This window comes from Kitasatospora sp. NPDC057518, assembly GCF_042802075.1.
Taxonomy (GTDB): domain Bacteria; phylum Actinomycetota; class Actinomycetes; order Streptomycetales; family Streptomycetaceae; genus Kitasatospora.
Window position 1 is genome coordinate 1 of the sequence record NZ_JBHVEU010000217.1, and the last position, 14,857, is coordinate 14,857.

General features: G+C 74.2%; 12 protein-coding genes. 4 read left to right on the forward strand and 8 right to left on the reverse strand.

All coding sequences use genetic code 11. The annotated features are described in order from the left end of the window. Positions 1-61: 61 nt before the first annotated feature. The 5 genes from ACFU7Z_RS22215 to ACFU7Z_RS22235 all read right to left on the reverse strand — a co-directional run bounded on the left by ACFU7Z_RS22215 (position 62) and on the right by ACFU7Z_RS22235 (position 7,219). Positions 62-3,430: an SdrD B-like domain-containing protein gene (locus ACFU7Z_RS22215; protein ID WP_380779104.1), complete on the reverse strand. Its 3,369-nt coding sequence runs from the start codon at positions 3,428-3,430 to the stop codon at positions 62-64. Between the two features lie 222 nt (positions 3,431-3,652). After that, on the reverse strand, positions 3,653-4,804 hold the full coding sequence (locus tag ACFU7Z_RS22220) for a LacI family DNA-binding transcriptional regulator (RefSeq protein WP_380779106.1): 1,152 nt from the start codon (positions 4,802-4,804) through the stop codon (positions 3,653-3,655). A gap of 29 nt (positions 4,805-4,833) precedes the next feature. After that, on the reverse strand, positions 4,834-5,178 hold the full coding sequence (locus ACFU7Z_RS22225; RefSeq protein WP_369808350.1) for a DUF4229 domain-containing protein: 345 nt from the start codon (positions 5,176-5,178) through the stop codon (positions 4,834-4,836). A gap of 114 nt (positions 5,179-5,292) precedes the next feature. Further along, on the reverse strand, positions 5,293-5,823 hold the full coding sequence (locus ACFU7Z_RS22230; protein WP_380779109.1) for a GNAT family N-acetyltransferase: 531 nt from the start codon (positions 5,821-5,823) through the stop codon (positions 5,293-5,295). 79 nt (positions 5,824-5,902) lie between these two features. Next, on the reverse strand, positions 5,903-7,219 hold the full coding sequence (locus tag ACFU7Z_RS22235) for an MFS transporter (RefSeq protein ID WP_074005507.1): 1,317 nt from the start codon (positions 7,217-7,219) through the stop codon (positions 5,903-5,905). A gap of 120 nt (positions 7,220-7,339) precedes the next feature. On the opposite strand from ACFU7Z_RS22235, the gene ACFU7Z_RS22240 reads away from it, so the two are divergent. After that, positions 7,340-8,386, forward strand: a complete 1,047-nt coding sequence (locus ACFU7Z_RS22240) for a GlxA family transcriptional regulator (RefSeq protein ID WP_380779111.1) — start codon at positions 7,340-7,342, stop codon at positions 8,384-8,386. 404 nt (positions 8,387-8,790) lie between these two features. Here the strand turns inward: ACFU7Z_RS22240 and ACFU7Z_RS22245 are convergent, their stop codons facing one another. After that, positions 8,791-9,264: an anti-sigma regulatory factor gene (locus tag ACFU7Z_RS22245; RefSeq protein ID WP_049658191.1), complete on the reverse strand. Its 474-nt coding sequence runs from the start codon at positions 9,262-9,264 to the stop codon at positions 8,791-8,793. A 637-nt stretch (positions 9,265-9,901) separates the two neighbouring features. Between ACFU7Z_RS22245 and ACFU7Z_RS22250 the strand changes: the two genes are divergently transcribed. Next, on the forward strand, positions 9,902-10,492 hold the full coding sequence (locus ACFU7Z_RS22250; RefSeq protein WP_063780343.1) for an RNA polymerase sigma factor: 591 nt from the start codon (positions 9,902-9,904) through the stop codon (positions 10,490-10,492). After that, positions 10,489-11,715 (forward strand): zf-HC2 domain-containing protein, encoded by a 1,227-nt coding sequence (locus ACFU7Z_RS22255; protein WP_380779113.1) that lies wholly within the window; start codon positions 10,489-10,491, stop codon positions 11,713-11,715. The genes ACFU7Z_RS22250 and ACFU7Z_RS22255 overlap by 4 nt, the downstream gene beginning before the upstream one ends. Positions 11,716-11,747: 32 nt before the next feature. Here ACFU7Z_RS22255 and purU read toward each other — a convergent pair whose 3' ends face one another. After that, the gene (gene purU, locus ACFU7Z_RS22260; RefSeq protein ID WP_181970649.1) at positions 11,748-12,611 is read right to left on the reverse strand and encodes a formyltetrahydrofolate deformylase; all 864 of its coding nucleotides are present in this window, start codon (positions 12,609-12,611) and stop codon (positions 11,748-11,750) included. 124 nt (positions 12,612-12,735) lie between these two features. Beyond that, positions 12,736-13,251 (reverse strand): hypothetical protein, encoded by a 516-nt coding sequence (locus tag ACFU7Z_RS22265; RefSeq protein ID WP_380779115.1) that lies wholly within the window; start codon positions 13,249-13,251, stop codon positions 12,736-12,738. 174 nt (positions 13,252-13,425) lie between these two features. Here ACFU7Z_RS22265 and ACFU7Z_RS22270 point away from each other — a divergent pair, with 174 nt between their 5' ends. Then, on the forward strand, positions 13,426-14,727 hold the full coding sequence (locus tag ACFU7Z_RS22270) for an ABC transporter substrate-binding protein (protein ID WP_380779117.1): 1,302 nt from the start codon (positions 13,426-13,428) through the stop codon (positions 14,725-14,727). The last annotated feature ends 130 nt before the right edge of the window (positions 14,728-14,857 follow it).

A 14,857-nucleotide genomic window follows, 5' to 3' on the forward strand; every position in this document is an offset into this window, starting at 1 on the left:
GGCCGGCGGGCGCGGTCTTGTCCTTCCTGTCCTTCACCTACGGGTGATCAGCCACGCGCGGTCAGCTGTGGCGGCCCCGACGGCGCCGGGCGACCACCGTGAACAGCACGCCGAGGCCGAGGGCGGCGGCACCGAGAGCGGCCGGCAGCAGACCGGGCCCACCGGTGTGCGGCAGCTCGCCGCCGCCCCGGTCCGGGGACGGCCGCTGCGGATCCTGCGACGGCGCGCCGGGCTCACCCGTGCTCGGGGGCTCGCTCGACGACGGGCCGTTCGAGGGGCCGTCCGACGGCGAGGTCGAGTCCGTCGGTGCCGGCGAACCGGTGGGCGTACTCGTGGGCGTACCCGTGGGCGAACCGGTCGGCGTCGGCGAACCCGTGGGGGACGGCGAGTTCGTCGGAGTCGGCGACGAGGTCGGAGACGGGGAACCGGTCGGCGTCGGCGAACCCGTCGCAGTCGGAGTAGGCGTCGGCGTAGGCGTCGGCGTCGGCTCGTCCGCCGGCACCAGCCCCAGGTCCAGGCTCAGGTCCCGGGCCCCGCCCGACAGCCGTACGGTCTGGGTGGTCCCGGTGGCCGGGTCGGCGTCCGAGTCCCGCGCCGGGTCCTTCCCCGCGTGCCGCGTGGTGGCCCTGGCGCCCGCCGGAGCGGTCGTCAGGTCGAAGCGCACCGCGTACTCCCCGTCCGGCAGCTTGTCGAACAGGTAGTTCCCGTCCGCGTCCGTCACCGTGGTGACCGGCTTGCCCAGCTTGTCCCGGACCGGCTGTCCGGTCCCGTCCAGCAGCTCGACCCGGACGCCGCGGACCCCGTTCTCGCCGGGGTCCTGGACGCCGTTGCCGTCGCGGTCGGCCCAGACGTGGTCGCCGAGCGCGTTGTCCGGCGGCGCGGGCGCCTGGACGCCGACGCCGACCTTGGCGGGCTCGGCCGGCAGCAGCGGGCTGCCGGTGGAGTCGGTGGCGGTGTAGGCGAAGCTGTTCCACGCGAAGTCGGCGTTGCCGGCGTCCACCGAGGCGACCATCGGCCAGGTCAGGGTGAACAGTCCGCCGGACGGCAGGGTGCCCGGCCGGCTGACCTTGAACCAGGTGGTGTTGCCCGGCCCGGGGAAGTCGGTGCTCCACTTCGCGTTCGCGTCGCACGGCCCGGGCACGGTGATCGGCCCGGTCGGGCAGGGGTTCGGCGAGGTGGTGTACTCGATCGCCACGGTCGGGTCGCTGGAGGTCAGCGGCCGGGTGAGCGAGGGCGTCCAGGCGGAGCCGCGCGGGACGTCCGGGCGCAGCAGGTAGGAGTCGCCGGGGGTGGGCAGCTTGTCGTACGCGACGAAGTCGGTGACCGGGTCCGGCGAGTCGTTGCGGACGGTCAGCCGGTAGGAGAGGCCGCCGCCGGGCGTGGTGGTGCCGGTGGTGGCGTAGTCCTGGTCGAGGTCGCCCTTGACCTCCTTGAAGGAGCGCAGCACGGCCGGGACCTGCACCTCGACCCGGGAGGAGGCGTGGCACATCGTCTCGGTGGTGTTGCCGTCGCCGTCGAGGTCGTGGGTGTCCGGGACACCGCTGTCGGTGCCGAAGTAGGAGCAGGTGACGGGTTCCCCGGCGCCCTCGGTGGTGACGTACGCGTCGTTGGTGAGGGTCCCGGGCCTGGCGCTGCCGGCCACCTGGACGTCGATCAGGGTGCGGTAGGCCCGGTAGTCGTTGAGGTACGTCATGTCGGGCGCGCCGGCCGGCCAGGTCAGCTTGAGCAACTGGCGGCCGTCCGGTCCGGGCAGCACCTGGACGGAGCTCGGGGCGACGGACTCCGGGTAGCCGGGGTCGCGCCGGGCGCTGCCGTCCTGGTAGACGAGGCCGGGCGGCAGCAGGTCGTACATCACCAGCGGGGTGCCCAGGGTGCGGCCGGTGCGGTTGTACGGGGTGAGCTGGAAGGTCGCGATGCCGCCGGGGGCGAGGACCTCGCCGGAGACGGTGGTCTTGGCGGCGCCCAGGTTGGTGGCGGCGGAGACGGTGGTGTCGGCGCAGGCGTTCGCCGAGGCGGTGGCGCCGGCCGCGTCGGTGCCGGTCACGTCCACGCAGTTGTGCAGCGGGCCGGGGGCGGTGCGGCCGTCGTGGCCGGGGGTGACCACCTGGGAGAGCACCTGGACGGCGTTGCCGGGGCTCCAGCCGGTGGGGACGGGGCCGTTCCACTCGAAGCGCAGCCCGTCGAGCCGGCGGCCGGCCGGGAGGCCGAGCACGTCGTTCGCCGGGTTCCCGGCGCCTTCGGCGAAGGTGATCCGGCGGCTGCCCGAACCGTCGAACGGCTTGCCGGGGGTGAAGGTCCGCCAGGTCGGGTCGCCGTCGAGCCGGTACTGGAGGGTGAGGCCGATGGTGGCGGGGTTCCAGGCCTCCAGCTGGATGGACTGGGGGATCAGCCAGTTGTAGAGGCCGGTGGTGGTGCCGCCGCCCGGGTCGGTCATCACCAGGCGGGTGACGGGGCCGGCGGTGTTGACGGCGTGGAGGCTGAAGGAGGCGATGTCGCCGGAGACCACCCGGTCCTGCCAGACCTTGGAGGCGGTGACCTGGATGCCGGTGGTCGGCGGCTGGAAGACCGGGGACACGGCGGTGGCGTCGGACAGGTCGCGCATGCCCTCGGGGCCGAGCGGGTCGCCCTGCAGGACCACCGAGTTGGTGGAGGTGGTGCCGCTGGGGAACGCCGGGTCGGGGTAGTTGACGACCAGGACGCCGGGGTTGCGGCAGCCGGCCTGGCCGTTGCCGGCCCGGAAGGCGCCGATGTCGAACACCCAGCGGTCGGGGTTGCCCGGGTCCTGGGTCCAGCCGGGCGAGCGGCCGGTGTCGACGACGGCGCCGGGCGGCAGGGTGTCGACCAGCCGGCTCGCGTCCAGGTCGACGTTGGGGACGCCGCTGGTGGAGCAGGCGCTGAACTGGTAGGTGACCGAGCGGCCGTCCTGGCTGCTGGTCTGGACTCCCTTGGTGACCTTGTAGTCGGGCTGGACGACGGCGCCGGTGGTGGCGGAGCCGGACTGCTCGGGCTCGCCGTCGGCGGTCAGGGTGGCCGAGTTGACGGCCTTGGTGCCGTTGGGGGTGGTGAAGTTGGGGAACCTGAGGACGACCTTGACGGTCGCGGTGGTCCCCGGGGTGAGGGTGAGGAGCCTGATGTCGAGGGTGCCGCCGACGGTGCCGGCCGCCGGGACGGTCGAGCCGGCGACGTCGACGGTGCTCGCGTCCGGGGTCCAGCCGACGAACTCCATCCCGGCCGGGAGGGTGTCGGTGATCCGGCCGTTGGCGCAGTCGGTGACGGAACAGGTGTAGCGCAGGGTGTAGGTGACGTTCTCGCCGGGCGCCGCCGTCGGCTTGTCCACCGTCTTGGTGAAGCCGACGGCCGCCTGGGCGGTCGGGACGGTGAGGGTGCCGGTGAGCAGCGTGCCCGCGAAGAGGCCCAGGGCGGTGGCCATCCGGCCCGCCTTGGACGAGGGTGAGGGTATTGATCGGAGCGTCCGCATCCTGGAATCTCACCCTCTGTTAATCCGAATGGAGGTACGGCGCGAGAGTAAATGAGGATTATTCACCTGATTGGAGCAATTCTGGACGCGCCCGAGGGCCATCTGTGAGCCAGCTGAGGGCCATAGGGGGGCAATCCGGACGGAGCGGCGCCACCCAGTGGTGACGGACCGTGATCAGACCGTCGAAGCCGAACCGGCCGGCGCCGTGGAGGCGCGCAGCACCAGCGAGGTCGCCAGCGGCGCGACCGGCACCACCCGCTCCCCGCGCAGCAGGGCCGCCAGCGCGGCCGCGCCCGCCCGGCCCAGCTCCTCGCCCGGCAGGTCGACGGTGGTCAGCGGCGGGGCGAGCAGCGCGGCCACCGCGACGTTGTCCATGCCGACCACCGACAGGTCCTCCGGCACCCGCAACCCGAGCTCCGCGGCGGCCTGGTAGACCCCGGAGGCGACCACGTCGTCGTCGCAGAGCACCGCGCGCGGCCGGTCCGCCCGCTCCAGCAGCCGGCCCGCGACGGCCCGCGCGGCCCGATGTCCGTCGTTCAGGCTCACGCCCAACTCCACCACGTCCAGGCCGAGTTCGCGGACGGCCTGCTCGAAGGCGGCCTGCCGGACCCGGAAGGTGTACGCGGAGTGGCTGGAGCGCAGCCGGCCGATCCTGCGGTGGCCGAGCGCGGCCAGGTGCTCGACCGCGGCGCGCATCCCGCCGGCCACGTCGAGTTCGACGGTCGGACGCGCCCGGTCGGTGCCGGGGTCGGCGTCCAGGAAGACGGCGGGGGTGTCGGCGGGCAGCTCGCCGAGCTGGCTGTCGTCCGGGGAGCAGATCAGCAGGCCGTCGAAGCGGCCCGCGGTGGCGGCCTCGGCGAGGGTGGCGCTGCCCCAGCCGGAGCTGACCACGACGGCCAGACCGTTGCGGCCGGCCTCCTCGTGGACGCCCTCCAGCACCCGGCCGAAGAACGGGCCCTGGAGGTTCGGCACGGCCAGCAGGATCATCCCGCTGCGGCCGAGCCGCAGCTGCCGGCCGGCCGCCTGCGGGCGGTACCCGAGGCCGCGGGCGGCCTCCCGGACCCGCTCCCGGGTCGCCTCGGAGACCCGTCGGCCGGCCTCGGCGCCGGAGAAGACCAGGGAGACGGTGGCCTGGGAGACCCCGGCGAGCCGGGCCACGTCCCGGCCGGTGGGCCGGCGGACGGGGGCCGGCCAGGTGCCGAGCGCCGCCTCGACGGACGGCTGCCCGGCGGACGGCCGCTCAGCGGAAGACGGCTCGGACGGCTCGACGGACGGCTGCTCGGCGGAAGGCGGCTCGGACGGCACGGAGTCTCGGGTGGCGGGCACGGCGGCTGCGCTCGCGGGCGGGGCCGGGGTCAGCTCTGGCCGGCGGTGGCCGCGCGGGCGGCGTCGTCGGCGGCGTCCTCCTCGGCGTTCTGCGCGGCGATCCGCTCGGCGGTACGGCTGCGCATCCCGGAGACCTTGCCGCTGATCTGCTCGGACATCGCGTCGCGCTGCCTGCCCAGCAGCGCGTAGCTGAGCGGCGCGGAGGCGACCGCGGCCAGCAGGAAGAGGAAGATCATGCCGGCCTCACCGCTGACCGGGATGACCTGGAAGTGCCCGAGCAGCAGGGCCACCAGCAGGCAGCCGAGGAAGATGCTGACCCGCATGGAGGTGTAGCGGAGCGTGGCGTGCGACTTCTCCGGGCCGTTGCTGGTCACTCGACACATCCTTCTTCGTTGCGCTGGGGCCGGTCCTCCAGTCAAGCATGCCTGACAGCCGGAACGGGGCACGGGGCACCCGGTCCGGCCCGGACGGCCCGGCCGGGGCCGGTGTCAGCGCAGGTCGAGCCACATGGTGATGTCGTCCCGGTCGTCCCCGGGGGCGATCCGGATCGCGGCCGGCACCCGGCCGACCTCCCGGTAGCCGCTGCGGGCGTAGAACCGCTCCAGCCCCTGGCCCCCGCGCGCGGTGAGCCGCAGCGACTCCAGGCCCCACTCCCGGGCCACCCGCTCGGCCTCGGCGAGCAGCCGGGCGCCGTGGCCGAGGCCCTGGAAGTCGGGGTGCACCATGACCCGCTTGAGCATCCGCCAGTGCTCCATGAGGTCGAAGCGCATCGACTCGAAGAACAGCGCGCCGACCAGCCGGCCCGTCCCGCTCTCGTGGGCGACCAGCAGCCGGTCCGGACCGTCCGGCGCGATCCCGGCGAACTGGTGGTCGGCGGTGTCCCAGACCTCCTCCTCGGTGACCGGCCCCACGAAGCCGACCGCCCCGCCGGCGTTGGTGACGTCGACCCACAGCCGGACGATGTCCGTCCGCAGGTCCGGGTCGGGCTTCGGGTCCAGGGTGAAGGTCAGGGCGGCCATGGACCGGAGCCTAGACCTCCGGTACGACAGCCCCGCCGGGAGCACCGGCCGTCACCGGAGCCCACCGGGGCACCGGCCGTCACGGCAGCGCCGGCACCGCCCGGTCGGTCCGCCCGGTGCGCAGCGCCAGGCAGAGCCCGACCGCGACCGCGCACAGCCCGCCGGCCCCGTACCAGGTGAGGTCGTAGTTGCCGAGCGCGTCGCGGGCCAGGCCGGCCAGTCCGGCGACGACGGCCGCGCCGATCTGGTGGGCGGCGAGCACCCAGCCGAAGACGATCGGGGCGTCCCCGCCGAAGTGCCGGCGGCACAGCGCGACGGTCGGCGGCACGGTGGCCACCCAGTCCAGCCCGTAGAAGATCACGAAGGCGAGGATCGGCGGCTGGAGCGTGCCGGCCATCAGCTGCGGCAGCAGGAGCAGGGACAGGCCGCGCAGCCCGTAGTAGACGGTGAGCAGCAGCCGGGAGTCGACCCGGTCGGTGAACCAGCCGCTGGCCACGGTGCCGACCACGTCGAAGACGCCGATCAGGGCGAGCAGGCTCGCGGCGGTGGTGACCGGCATGCCGTGGTCGTGCGCGGCCGGGATGAAGTGGGTGCCGACCAGGCCGGCGGTGGTGGCGCCGCAGATCGCGAAGGAGCCGGCCAGCAGCCAGAACGCCCGGGTGCGGGCGGCGTCCCGGAGCACCTTCAGCGAGCGGGTCAGGGCGCGGCCCTCGGTCACCGGCGCGGGCGGGGCCTCGGTCGCGCCGTACGGGAGCAGGCCGACGTCGGCGGGCCGCTCGCGCATCAGCAGCAGGACCGGGACGGCGACGGCGCTGGCGGCGAGCGAGACCACGACCACGGCCGAGCGCCAGCCGTGCTGCTCGACCAGCCAGGCGCCGACCGGCAGGAAGACCAGGTTCCCGGCGGCCCCGGCGGCGGTCAGCACCCCGGTGACCAGGCCCTGCCTGGCCTGGAACCAGCGGCCGGTGATGGTGGTGGCGAAGGCGCCGGCCATCGAGCCGCTGCCGAGGCCGACCAGCACGCCCCAGCAGAGCACCAGTTGCCAGGGCTCGCGCATCAGCATGGTCAGCCCGGCGCCGACCGAGATGGTCAGCAGCGCGCAGACCACCACCAGGCGCACCCCGAAACGGTCCATCAGGGCGGCGGCGAACGGGGCGGTGAGGCCGTAGAGCGTCAGGTTGACGGAGGTGGCGCTGGAGATCGTCCCGAGCGACCAGCCGAACTCGTTGTGCAGGGCGTCCATCATCAGGCTCGGCGTGGAGCGGAAGCCGGCCGAGCCGAGCAGGACGAGCAGGGAGACGGCGGCCACCACCCAGGCGTAGTGCACCCGGGGGCGCTTGGCCGGGGCGGGCGGTCCGGAGCGGGAGGCGGGGGCGAGGACACGGCGTTCGGTCACGCGAACGAGTGTTCCGGGCCGCCCGGCGCCGGACGAGTGGCCTGAATGACAGCTTTCGCAAGAATCGGGCCAAGGTCCGACGTAGGCTGGCCCGGACCCACCGACATCCGAGGGGACGGCATGGCACACCTGGTCGCGGTACTCGCCCTGGAGGGCGTGATCGCCTTCGAACTCGGCATCCCCGCCCGCATCTTCGGCGGCGCCAAGGACCCGGCCGGGCGGCCGCTGTACGAAGTGGCCACCTGCACCCTGGACGGGCGGCCGGTCGCCACCAGCGCCGACTTCCGGATCGTCGTCGACCACGGGCCCGAACTGCTCGAGCGGGCCGACACGGTGGTGATCCCGGCCTCCGCCGACTCCAGCCCGGCCGTCGCCGACACCTGCTTCACCCCGGCACTGGCCGCCGCACTGGCCCGGATCCGGCCCGGCACCCGGCTGATGTCGATCTGCACCGGCTCCTTCGTGCTCGCCGCCGCCGGCCTGCTGGACGACCGCCCGGCCACCACCCACTGGCGCTACACCGAGCGCTTCGCCCAGCTGTTCCCCCGGGTGCGGCTGGACCCCGACGTGCTCTACACCGACGACGGCGACGTCCTCACCTCCGGCGGGGTGGCCGCCGGGGTGGACCTCTGCCTGCACGTGGTGCGCCGCGACCACGGCAGCGCGGTGGCCAACGCGGTGGCCCGCAACTGCCTGGTACCGCCGTGGCGCGAGGGCGGCCAGAAGCAGTACGTGGAGGCCCCGAGCCCGGTGGACCCCGGCGACAGCGGCACCGCCGCGGTGCGCGCCTGGGCGCTGGAGCACCTGGACCGGCCGCTGGTGCTGCGGCAGCTCGCCGACCGGGCGGGGATGAGCGTACGGACCTTCACCCGGCGCTTCCGGGAGGAGACCGGGGCCAGCCCCGGCCAGTGGATCACCACCCAGCGCACCGAGCGGGCCCGCCAGTTGCTGGAGCGGACCGACCTGACGATCGACCAGGTCGCCCGGGAGTCCGGCTTCGGCACCGCCGCCTCGCTGCGGCTGCAGCTGCGCGGCCGGCTCGACGTCGCGCCGAGCGCCTACCGGCGCACCTTCCGTGCCCTCCCCGAAAGCAGCGCCCTCCCCGAGAGCGGCACCGGCCACGGGAGCCCCACCGTCGCCGAAGGCCCTACCCGGCGGGCTTCCTGAGCGAAGTCTGGGAACGGGCCGCCCGGTGGCCGGATCCCGTCGCACGGGGGCGACGCATTGGATGGCGGCAGGCCGAGCGCACTGCGAGCGCGACACGGCAGGCCGCCATCCAACCGCGGCGCGCGAGCCCTGAGTCCGCGCCACACCCTCCGCACTCGCCGAGGAGCGGCCCGTGGCCGACCGTCCGCGATCCCCCCTGCTGGCACGAATCCCCTGGACAGCAGCACCGCGACGGTGGACGAACGTCCCCTCGGCGTCCCCTCGCAACGGAGCGCCGCACCCAAGAGTGATCAGTCGGATACGTCACGTCAATGGGTAGTCCGAAATTCGGAATGGTTGCGTCACCTTTCGGCCGGTGATCAGCACCGGTGATCGGCACCCGCGGACGGCCGCCGCGAAAGCCGCTATTGCGCCAAAGCCGCCCAGTCCACGTCGGCCAGCGGCTCGGTCGGCCGGGCGTCACTGCCGATCTCGCACCAGACCCGCTTGCCCGAGCCGTCCGGGTACCAGCCCCAGCGCTCGCAGAGCAGCTCGACCAGCTCCAGGCCGCGCCCGTTGGTCGCGTCCTCGTCCGCGCCCGCGTGCCGCGGGGCCGGGGGGGCCTGGCTCGCGTCGGCGACCTCCACCCGCAGCGGGGCGGCCGGGCCGCCCTCCTGCGGACCGTCGGCCACCGGCAGACAGAGCCGCAGCACGGCCGGACAGCCGGTGTGCACCACGGCGTTGGTCACCAGCTCCGAGACCACCAGCACCACCGTCTCGGCCATCGGCGCGTCCGGGTCCACCCCGTGGTTCAGCAGCCGCGAGCGCACCCACCGGCGGGCCCGACCGACCTCGGCGGGGTCAGCCTGCACCGCCAGCTGTACCTGAAGAACCTGCACCGCTCCACCACCCGCACTCGCAGTTCGGCTGAGTCCCGGTCGGGCCGGACCGGCCGGCGGGCCCGAGCCCGTCGCCCGGTGCCGCCCGAGCCGTGCCCGGGCGCCCGCGCGATCCGTTCGCCCGCGCCCGTTCGTCCGCGCCGTCTCGTCGGTCGGGCACCGGCCGCGACACGAATACGCCTCAGGATGGGCGGGGGGACGGAACGCAGCAAGCGCTTCGGGCATATTCCGGCGATCGGGCGACAGTGCGGTGCATACTGTCCCGCTCACGCTCGCGAGCCTCGTACCGGTGATCGTCCGACCCGGGCCGACCTGCCGGTCCCGCGGTCGGGAACCTACCGCCGCGCGCCCCGGGCGCCCCGCCCGCCACTCGCGAACCACCCCTGCGGCGCGTGTCCGACGGTGCTCGTACGGCGGCGCCGACGGACGCCCCCGCCGACCCCGCCGTCACATCGACCGACCGTCGCACCATCCGGCGGCCCGGTCCCGGAGGACGGCGGTCCGGACCGGGGAGCACGTCCAGGAGGACGGCGATCCGTGGGGAACGGTTCCGTTCTTGCCGGAATCGCCCCCGGCGCCGCCCGGCCGCGGGATACCGTTGGGTACGCCAGCGAACCCGTCAGGAGGGTGGTTCCCGATGGCCACCCCGGAGCGGACCCCGCGCTGGGACGAGCAGTTGCAGCGCCGCCTCGCCCGCGGCGAGGAGACGGCGCTCGGCGAACTCTACGACCAGCTCGCGCCGATGGTGCACGGCCTGGCCGGGCGGATACTGGCCGACCAGGCCGCCGCCACCCAGCTCACCCGGGAGGTCTTCGCCCATGTCTGGGAGCACCCCGAGGACTTCGACCCCGCCCGGGGCTCGCTGCGCTCCTGGCTCGGCGCGCTGACCCACCACCGCGCGGTCGAACGGCTGCGGGCGCGGCGGGCCGCCGACCGCGGACCGGGCGCGGAGGCCGAGATCCGCGCCGTGGCCACCGCCGCGCGGATGCAGTACGTGGTCGACTCCCTGCCCCAACCCCTGCGTGAGACCATCGCGGTGACCTACTACGACGGTCGCACCTACCACGAGACGGCCCGGCTGCTCGGCATCAGCGAACAGGTCGCCAAGCAGCGGATGCGGCTCGGTCTGGAGCTGCTGGCCACCGAACTGGCCGAGGAGCGCGCCCGCCAGGACGGAGCCGGGGACGGAATCGGGCACGGGGACGGGCACGGGGACGGGGAGACGTGAGCAGCACTGAGGAGCAGCACGACGCCCTGCGCTCGCTGCTCGGCGCGTGGGCCCTCGGCGCCTGCCCGGCCCGCGAGGCGGCCGAGTTGGAGCAGCACCTGCGCGACTGCCGGGAGTGCGCCGAGGAGGCGGCCCGGCTGCGCGAGGCGGCCGGCTGGCTCTCCCTGGACGAGCCGCTGGACCAGCCCGGCTCGCTGCGCCAGCAGGTGCTCGACTGGTGCCTGGCCCGTCGCCCGGCCGAACTGCCCGTCCCCGTCTGGGGGATGCCGTACACGGCGGAGACCGCCAAGCTCGACGCGCTGCTGCGCGACCTCGGCCCGGAGGAGTGGCAGGAGGTGGCCGAACTGCCCTGGCACGGCGGCACCGAGTGGCTGCGCCCGGCCGAGGTGCTCGGCCATCTGACCGCGGTGGACGGCTTCCTGGCGCTGGCGCTCGGTCTGCCCGACCCGGTGCCGGCCGCCCCGGGCCTGCCCGCCGCGCGGATCGGGCGGCGGGTGCCGCCGCAGGAGCCGGCCGCCGGTCCGGCGGTGCCGCGCGTTCCGGCGCAGGGCGGTCCGTACGCCGCGATCACCGCGCGCACCGCCCGGCTGGTCGCCGACCAGCGCGGTCTGGCACCGCAGTCGGTGCGCTCCCGCTGGCGGCGGCAGGCCCACGACCTGGTGCGCGGGGCCGCGCTCCGGCCGCAGGGCAACACCCCGGTCGACTACGGCTTCGCGGTGCTGCCGCTGCGCGACGCCTTCGTGGACCGCGCCTTCGAGTGCTTCGTGCACGGCGAGGACGTGGCCCGGGCGGTCGCCTACCCGTACGACCCGCCGGCGCCGCAGCACCTGCGGCAGATGGTGGAGCTGGTGGTCCGGCTGCTCCCCCGGGCGCTGGCCGGGCTGCGCGCGGCCCGCCCCGAGTTCGCCGGGGTGCCGGTCGCACCGGTGGGCGGGGTCAAGGCGGCCCGGCGGGTGCGGCTGATGGTCGACGGCCCGGCGGGCGGCGAGTGGCTGGTCCCCCTCGACGGCGACGGCCTCCGCACCGACGGCTCCGACAGCATCGACGGCAGAGCCGGCAGAGACGGCACCGAGCCGGTGGCCTCGATGGTGCTGGACGGCCTGGAGCTGTGCCAGCTGGCCGCGGCGCACCGCGACCCGGACCGGCTGCCGGTCGGCACCCACGGCGACCGGGCCGCCGTCCGCGAGGTGCTGCACGCGCTCCCGCTGCTCTCCAGGCCGTAGCGGGCCCCAGGGCCCCGGCGCCGCGCCGCGCCTCAGGCGAAGACGACCGTCCGGGTCCCGTCCAGCAGCACCCGGTGCTCGCTGTGCCACTTCACCGCGCGGGCCAGCGCCTGGCACTCGACGTCCCGGCCGAGCGCGACCAGCTGGTCGGGGCTGACGTCGTGGGTGACCCGGGCGACCTCCTGCTCGATGATCGGGCCCTCGTCCAGGTCGGCGGTGACGTAGTGGGCGGTGGCGCCGATCAGCTTCACGCCGCGCGCGTGCGCCTGGTGGTACGGCTTGGCGCCCTTGAAGCTCGGCAGGAAGGAGTGGTGGATGTTGATCACGCGGCCGGACAGCGCGGTGCACAGCTGGTCGGAGAGCACCTGCATGTAGCGGGCCAGCACGACCAGTTCGACGTTCTCCTCGGCGACCAGGTCGAGCAGCCGCTGCTCGGCCTCGGCCTTGGTGTCCTTGGTGACCGGGATGTGGTGGAACGGGACCCCGTAGCTCTCGGTCAGGTCCTTCAGGTCGGTGTGGTTGGAGACCACCGCGGCGATCTCCACCGGCAGGGCGCCGATCCGGGTGCGGTAGAGCAGGTCGTTCAGGCAGTGCCCGAACTTGCTGACCATGAGCACGATCCGCATCCGCTGCTCGGTCGGGTGGATCTGCCAGTCCATGCCGAAGGAGGCGCCGATCGCGGCGAAGCTGGCCCGCAGCTTGTCGGCGGTGACCGGCTCGGGGGCGGAGAAGTGCACCCGCATGAAGAAGAGCCCGCTGTCGCCGTCCCCGAACTGCTGGCTGTCGATGATGTTGCAGCCGGTCATGAAGAGGTAGCTGGAGACAGCGTGGACGATGCCCTGCTTGTCGGGGCAGGACAGCGTGAGGACGTACTGGGCGCCGGCCGGCTGCTGCACTGGGGGTATCCCGTTCTAGGTCGTGACGTGCGTGGACGGTCCAGCGTGTCACATCCCGGACATGCGCCGTCCCGCTGCCCGTACTGCGGGACGGCTGCTACTGCGGGACGGCGGCGCCCGGCGGTCAGACCCAGGTGAGGATGCGCAGCACGTCCAGCGACTTCGGCGGCGCGTCCGGGTCGTCCCCGTCGCCCACGGCCATCGCGACGTGCGCCTCGCGGGCGGCCCGGACGGTCTCCGGCCAGCCGGGGTGGCCGAGGTAGGCCGAGGCCGGCGCGTCCGCACCGACCTCGTGCAGCATCTGCACGGCCCGCAGCACCGCGACGTCCACCAGTGCGGCCTCGGCGGCGTCGCGGAAGATCGTCCCGACGTACTTCTCGGCCGACCAGTGGTCCAGCCAGGTGTCCTCGACCAGCCGGTAGACGGCGTCGGTCACGTCGCCGTACCCCTCCCGGCCGGTCAGCCAGGCCTCGTGCTGGAAACCGGGGTCGGACAGCATGTGCAGCGCCGAGCGCATTCGGGCTCGCCAGCGCCACCAGGGCAGGTCGTTGAGCGGCATGCCGCCCATCGTGCTGGAGCGGTGGCCCGGACGAGAAGGGTTTCGGGTGGACCGATACGAAGAATCTGTGCTGGCGGACATGGTGAACGATCGTACGTTCCCCGTCTGTTCGTGCTCCACTCGCGATCTACACGCGTACCGCCCCGGATTTCGGCGTCCGTTTGCCGTCCGTTCGCACTTCGGCCCTCTCGGCTTGCGGCGCCGGGGCTTGGCTTGCTCCGGTGCGCCGGAGGGCGCCCCAGAGAGGGAAAACCGATGACCAGCCGAAGGGACTCCTTCCAGGCCCGTCCCCCGATCGTGCGACGCCGCCACCGACGCCCGATCGCAGCCGCCGCCACCGCCGCGGTCCTGCTCCCCACCCTCTTCTCGGCCTCCGCGTGCGGCGGATCGGCCGATGCTTCCACCAGCGGCAGCGACCTGACCGTGATGACCTGGGCCCCGGCGGGCACCGGCTCCGCCGACCGCCCGGGCATGACGGCGCTCGCCTCCGCCATCGGCCAGGACGTCAACACCAAGGGCGGACTGAACGGCCACCGGCTGCGCGTGATCACCTGCAACGAGCACAACACCGTGGACGGTGCCCGCGCCTGCGCCCAGCAGGCGGTGGACGCCAAGGCGGTCGCCGTGATCGGCTCGTACAGCCAGTGGGGCGAGGCGTTCATGCCGGTGCTGGAGCGCGCCGGCATCCCGCTGATCGGCGGCTACGGGCTCTCCCAGCCGGAGTTCGCCAGCCCGCTGTCCTACCCGGTGGACGGCGGCATGCCGGCGCTGATCGCGGGCAACGGCCGCCAGCTGGTGGACGCCGGCTGCAAGTCCGTCGCCCTGGTCCGCCCGGACACCCCGGCCGGCGACAACCTGCTCGGCTACCTGGGCACCGCGCTGCGGCCGGCCGGGATCCGGCTGACGGACGTCAAGGCGCCCGAGCAGTCCTCCGACTACACCCCGGTGGTCCGCAAGGCGATCGGCAAGGACGAGCCGGGCACCTGCGTCACCAGTGCCCTGGCCGCCGAGCCGACCGGCAACCTGCTGGACTCCTACCGGCGGCTGAACCCGAAGAACACCCGGATCGCCTCGATCATCGGCAGCGTCCAGCAGTCGGTGGTGGACTCCACCGGCGGCGACTCCGGCCCGCTCGGCGGCGCCTACGTCACCAGCTGGTACCCGCCGGAGTCGGCGAAGATCTGGGACGGGCTGCGCGCCGTGGTGCGCACCGACACCACCAACGGGCACCCGATCGACGTCTCCGACCCGGGCGTGCAGACCACCTGGGTCGCGTACGAGGTGTTCCGGACGGCGGTGCAGAAGCTGACGGAGGCCGGCAAGCCGGTCTCCTCGAAGGCCGTCTCCTCGCTGCTGGACGGCGGCGAGGTCATCGACGTCGGGATCACCCCGCCGCTGAACTGGGGCACCACCAACATGCTGCCCAGCAGCGGGTCGCCGCGGCTGGTGAACACCTGGGTCACCTACCAGGTGGTCAGGAACGGCCGGATGACCCTGCAGCAGCCGGGCTTCGTGGACATCCGCTGGACGCTCACCGGAGGCCGTCCGCCGGCCTGACGCACGCCGCCCGGAGCGGAGCGGGGACGGGCCCTCGGGTACGCTGCGGCAGCCCTGGCGAGCCCGGACACGCCGGTGGATCCTGCGGCAACGCCCTTCCGCGCGTCCATCGCTGATCCGACCGACCTCC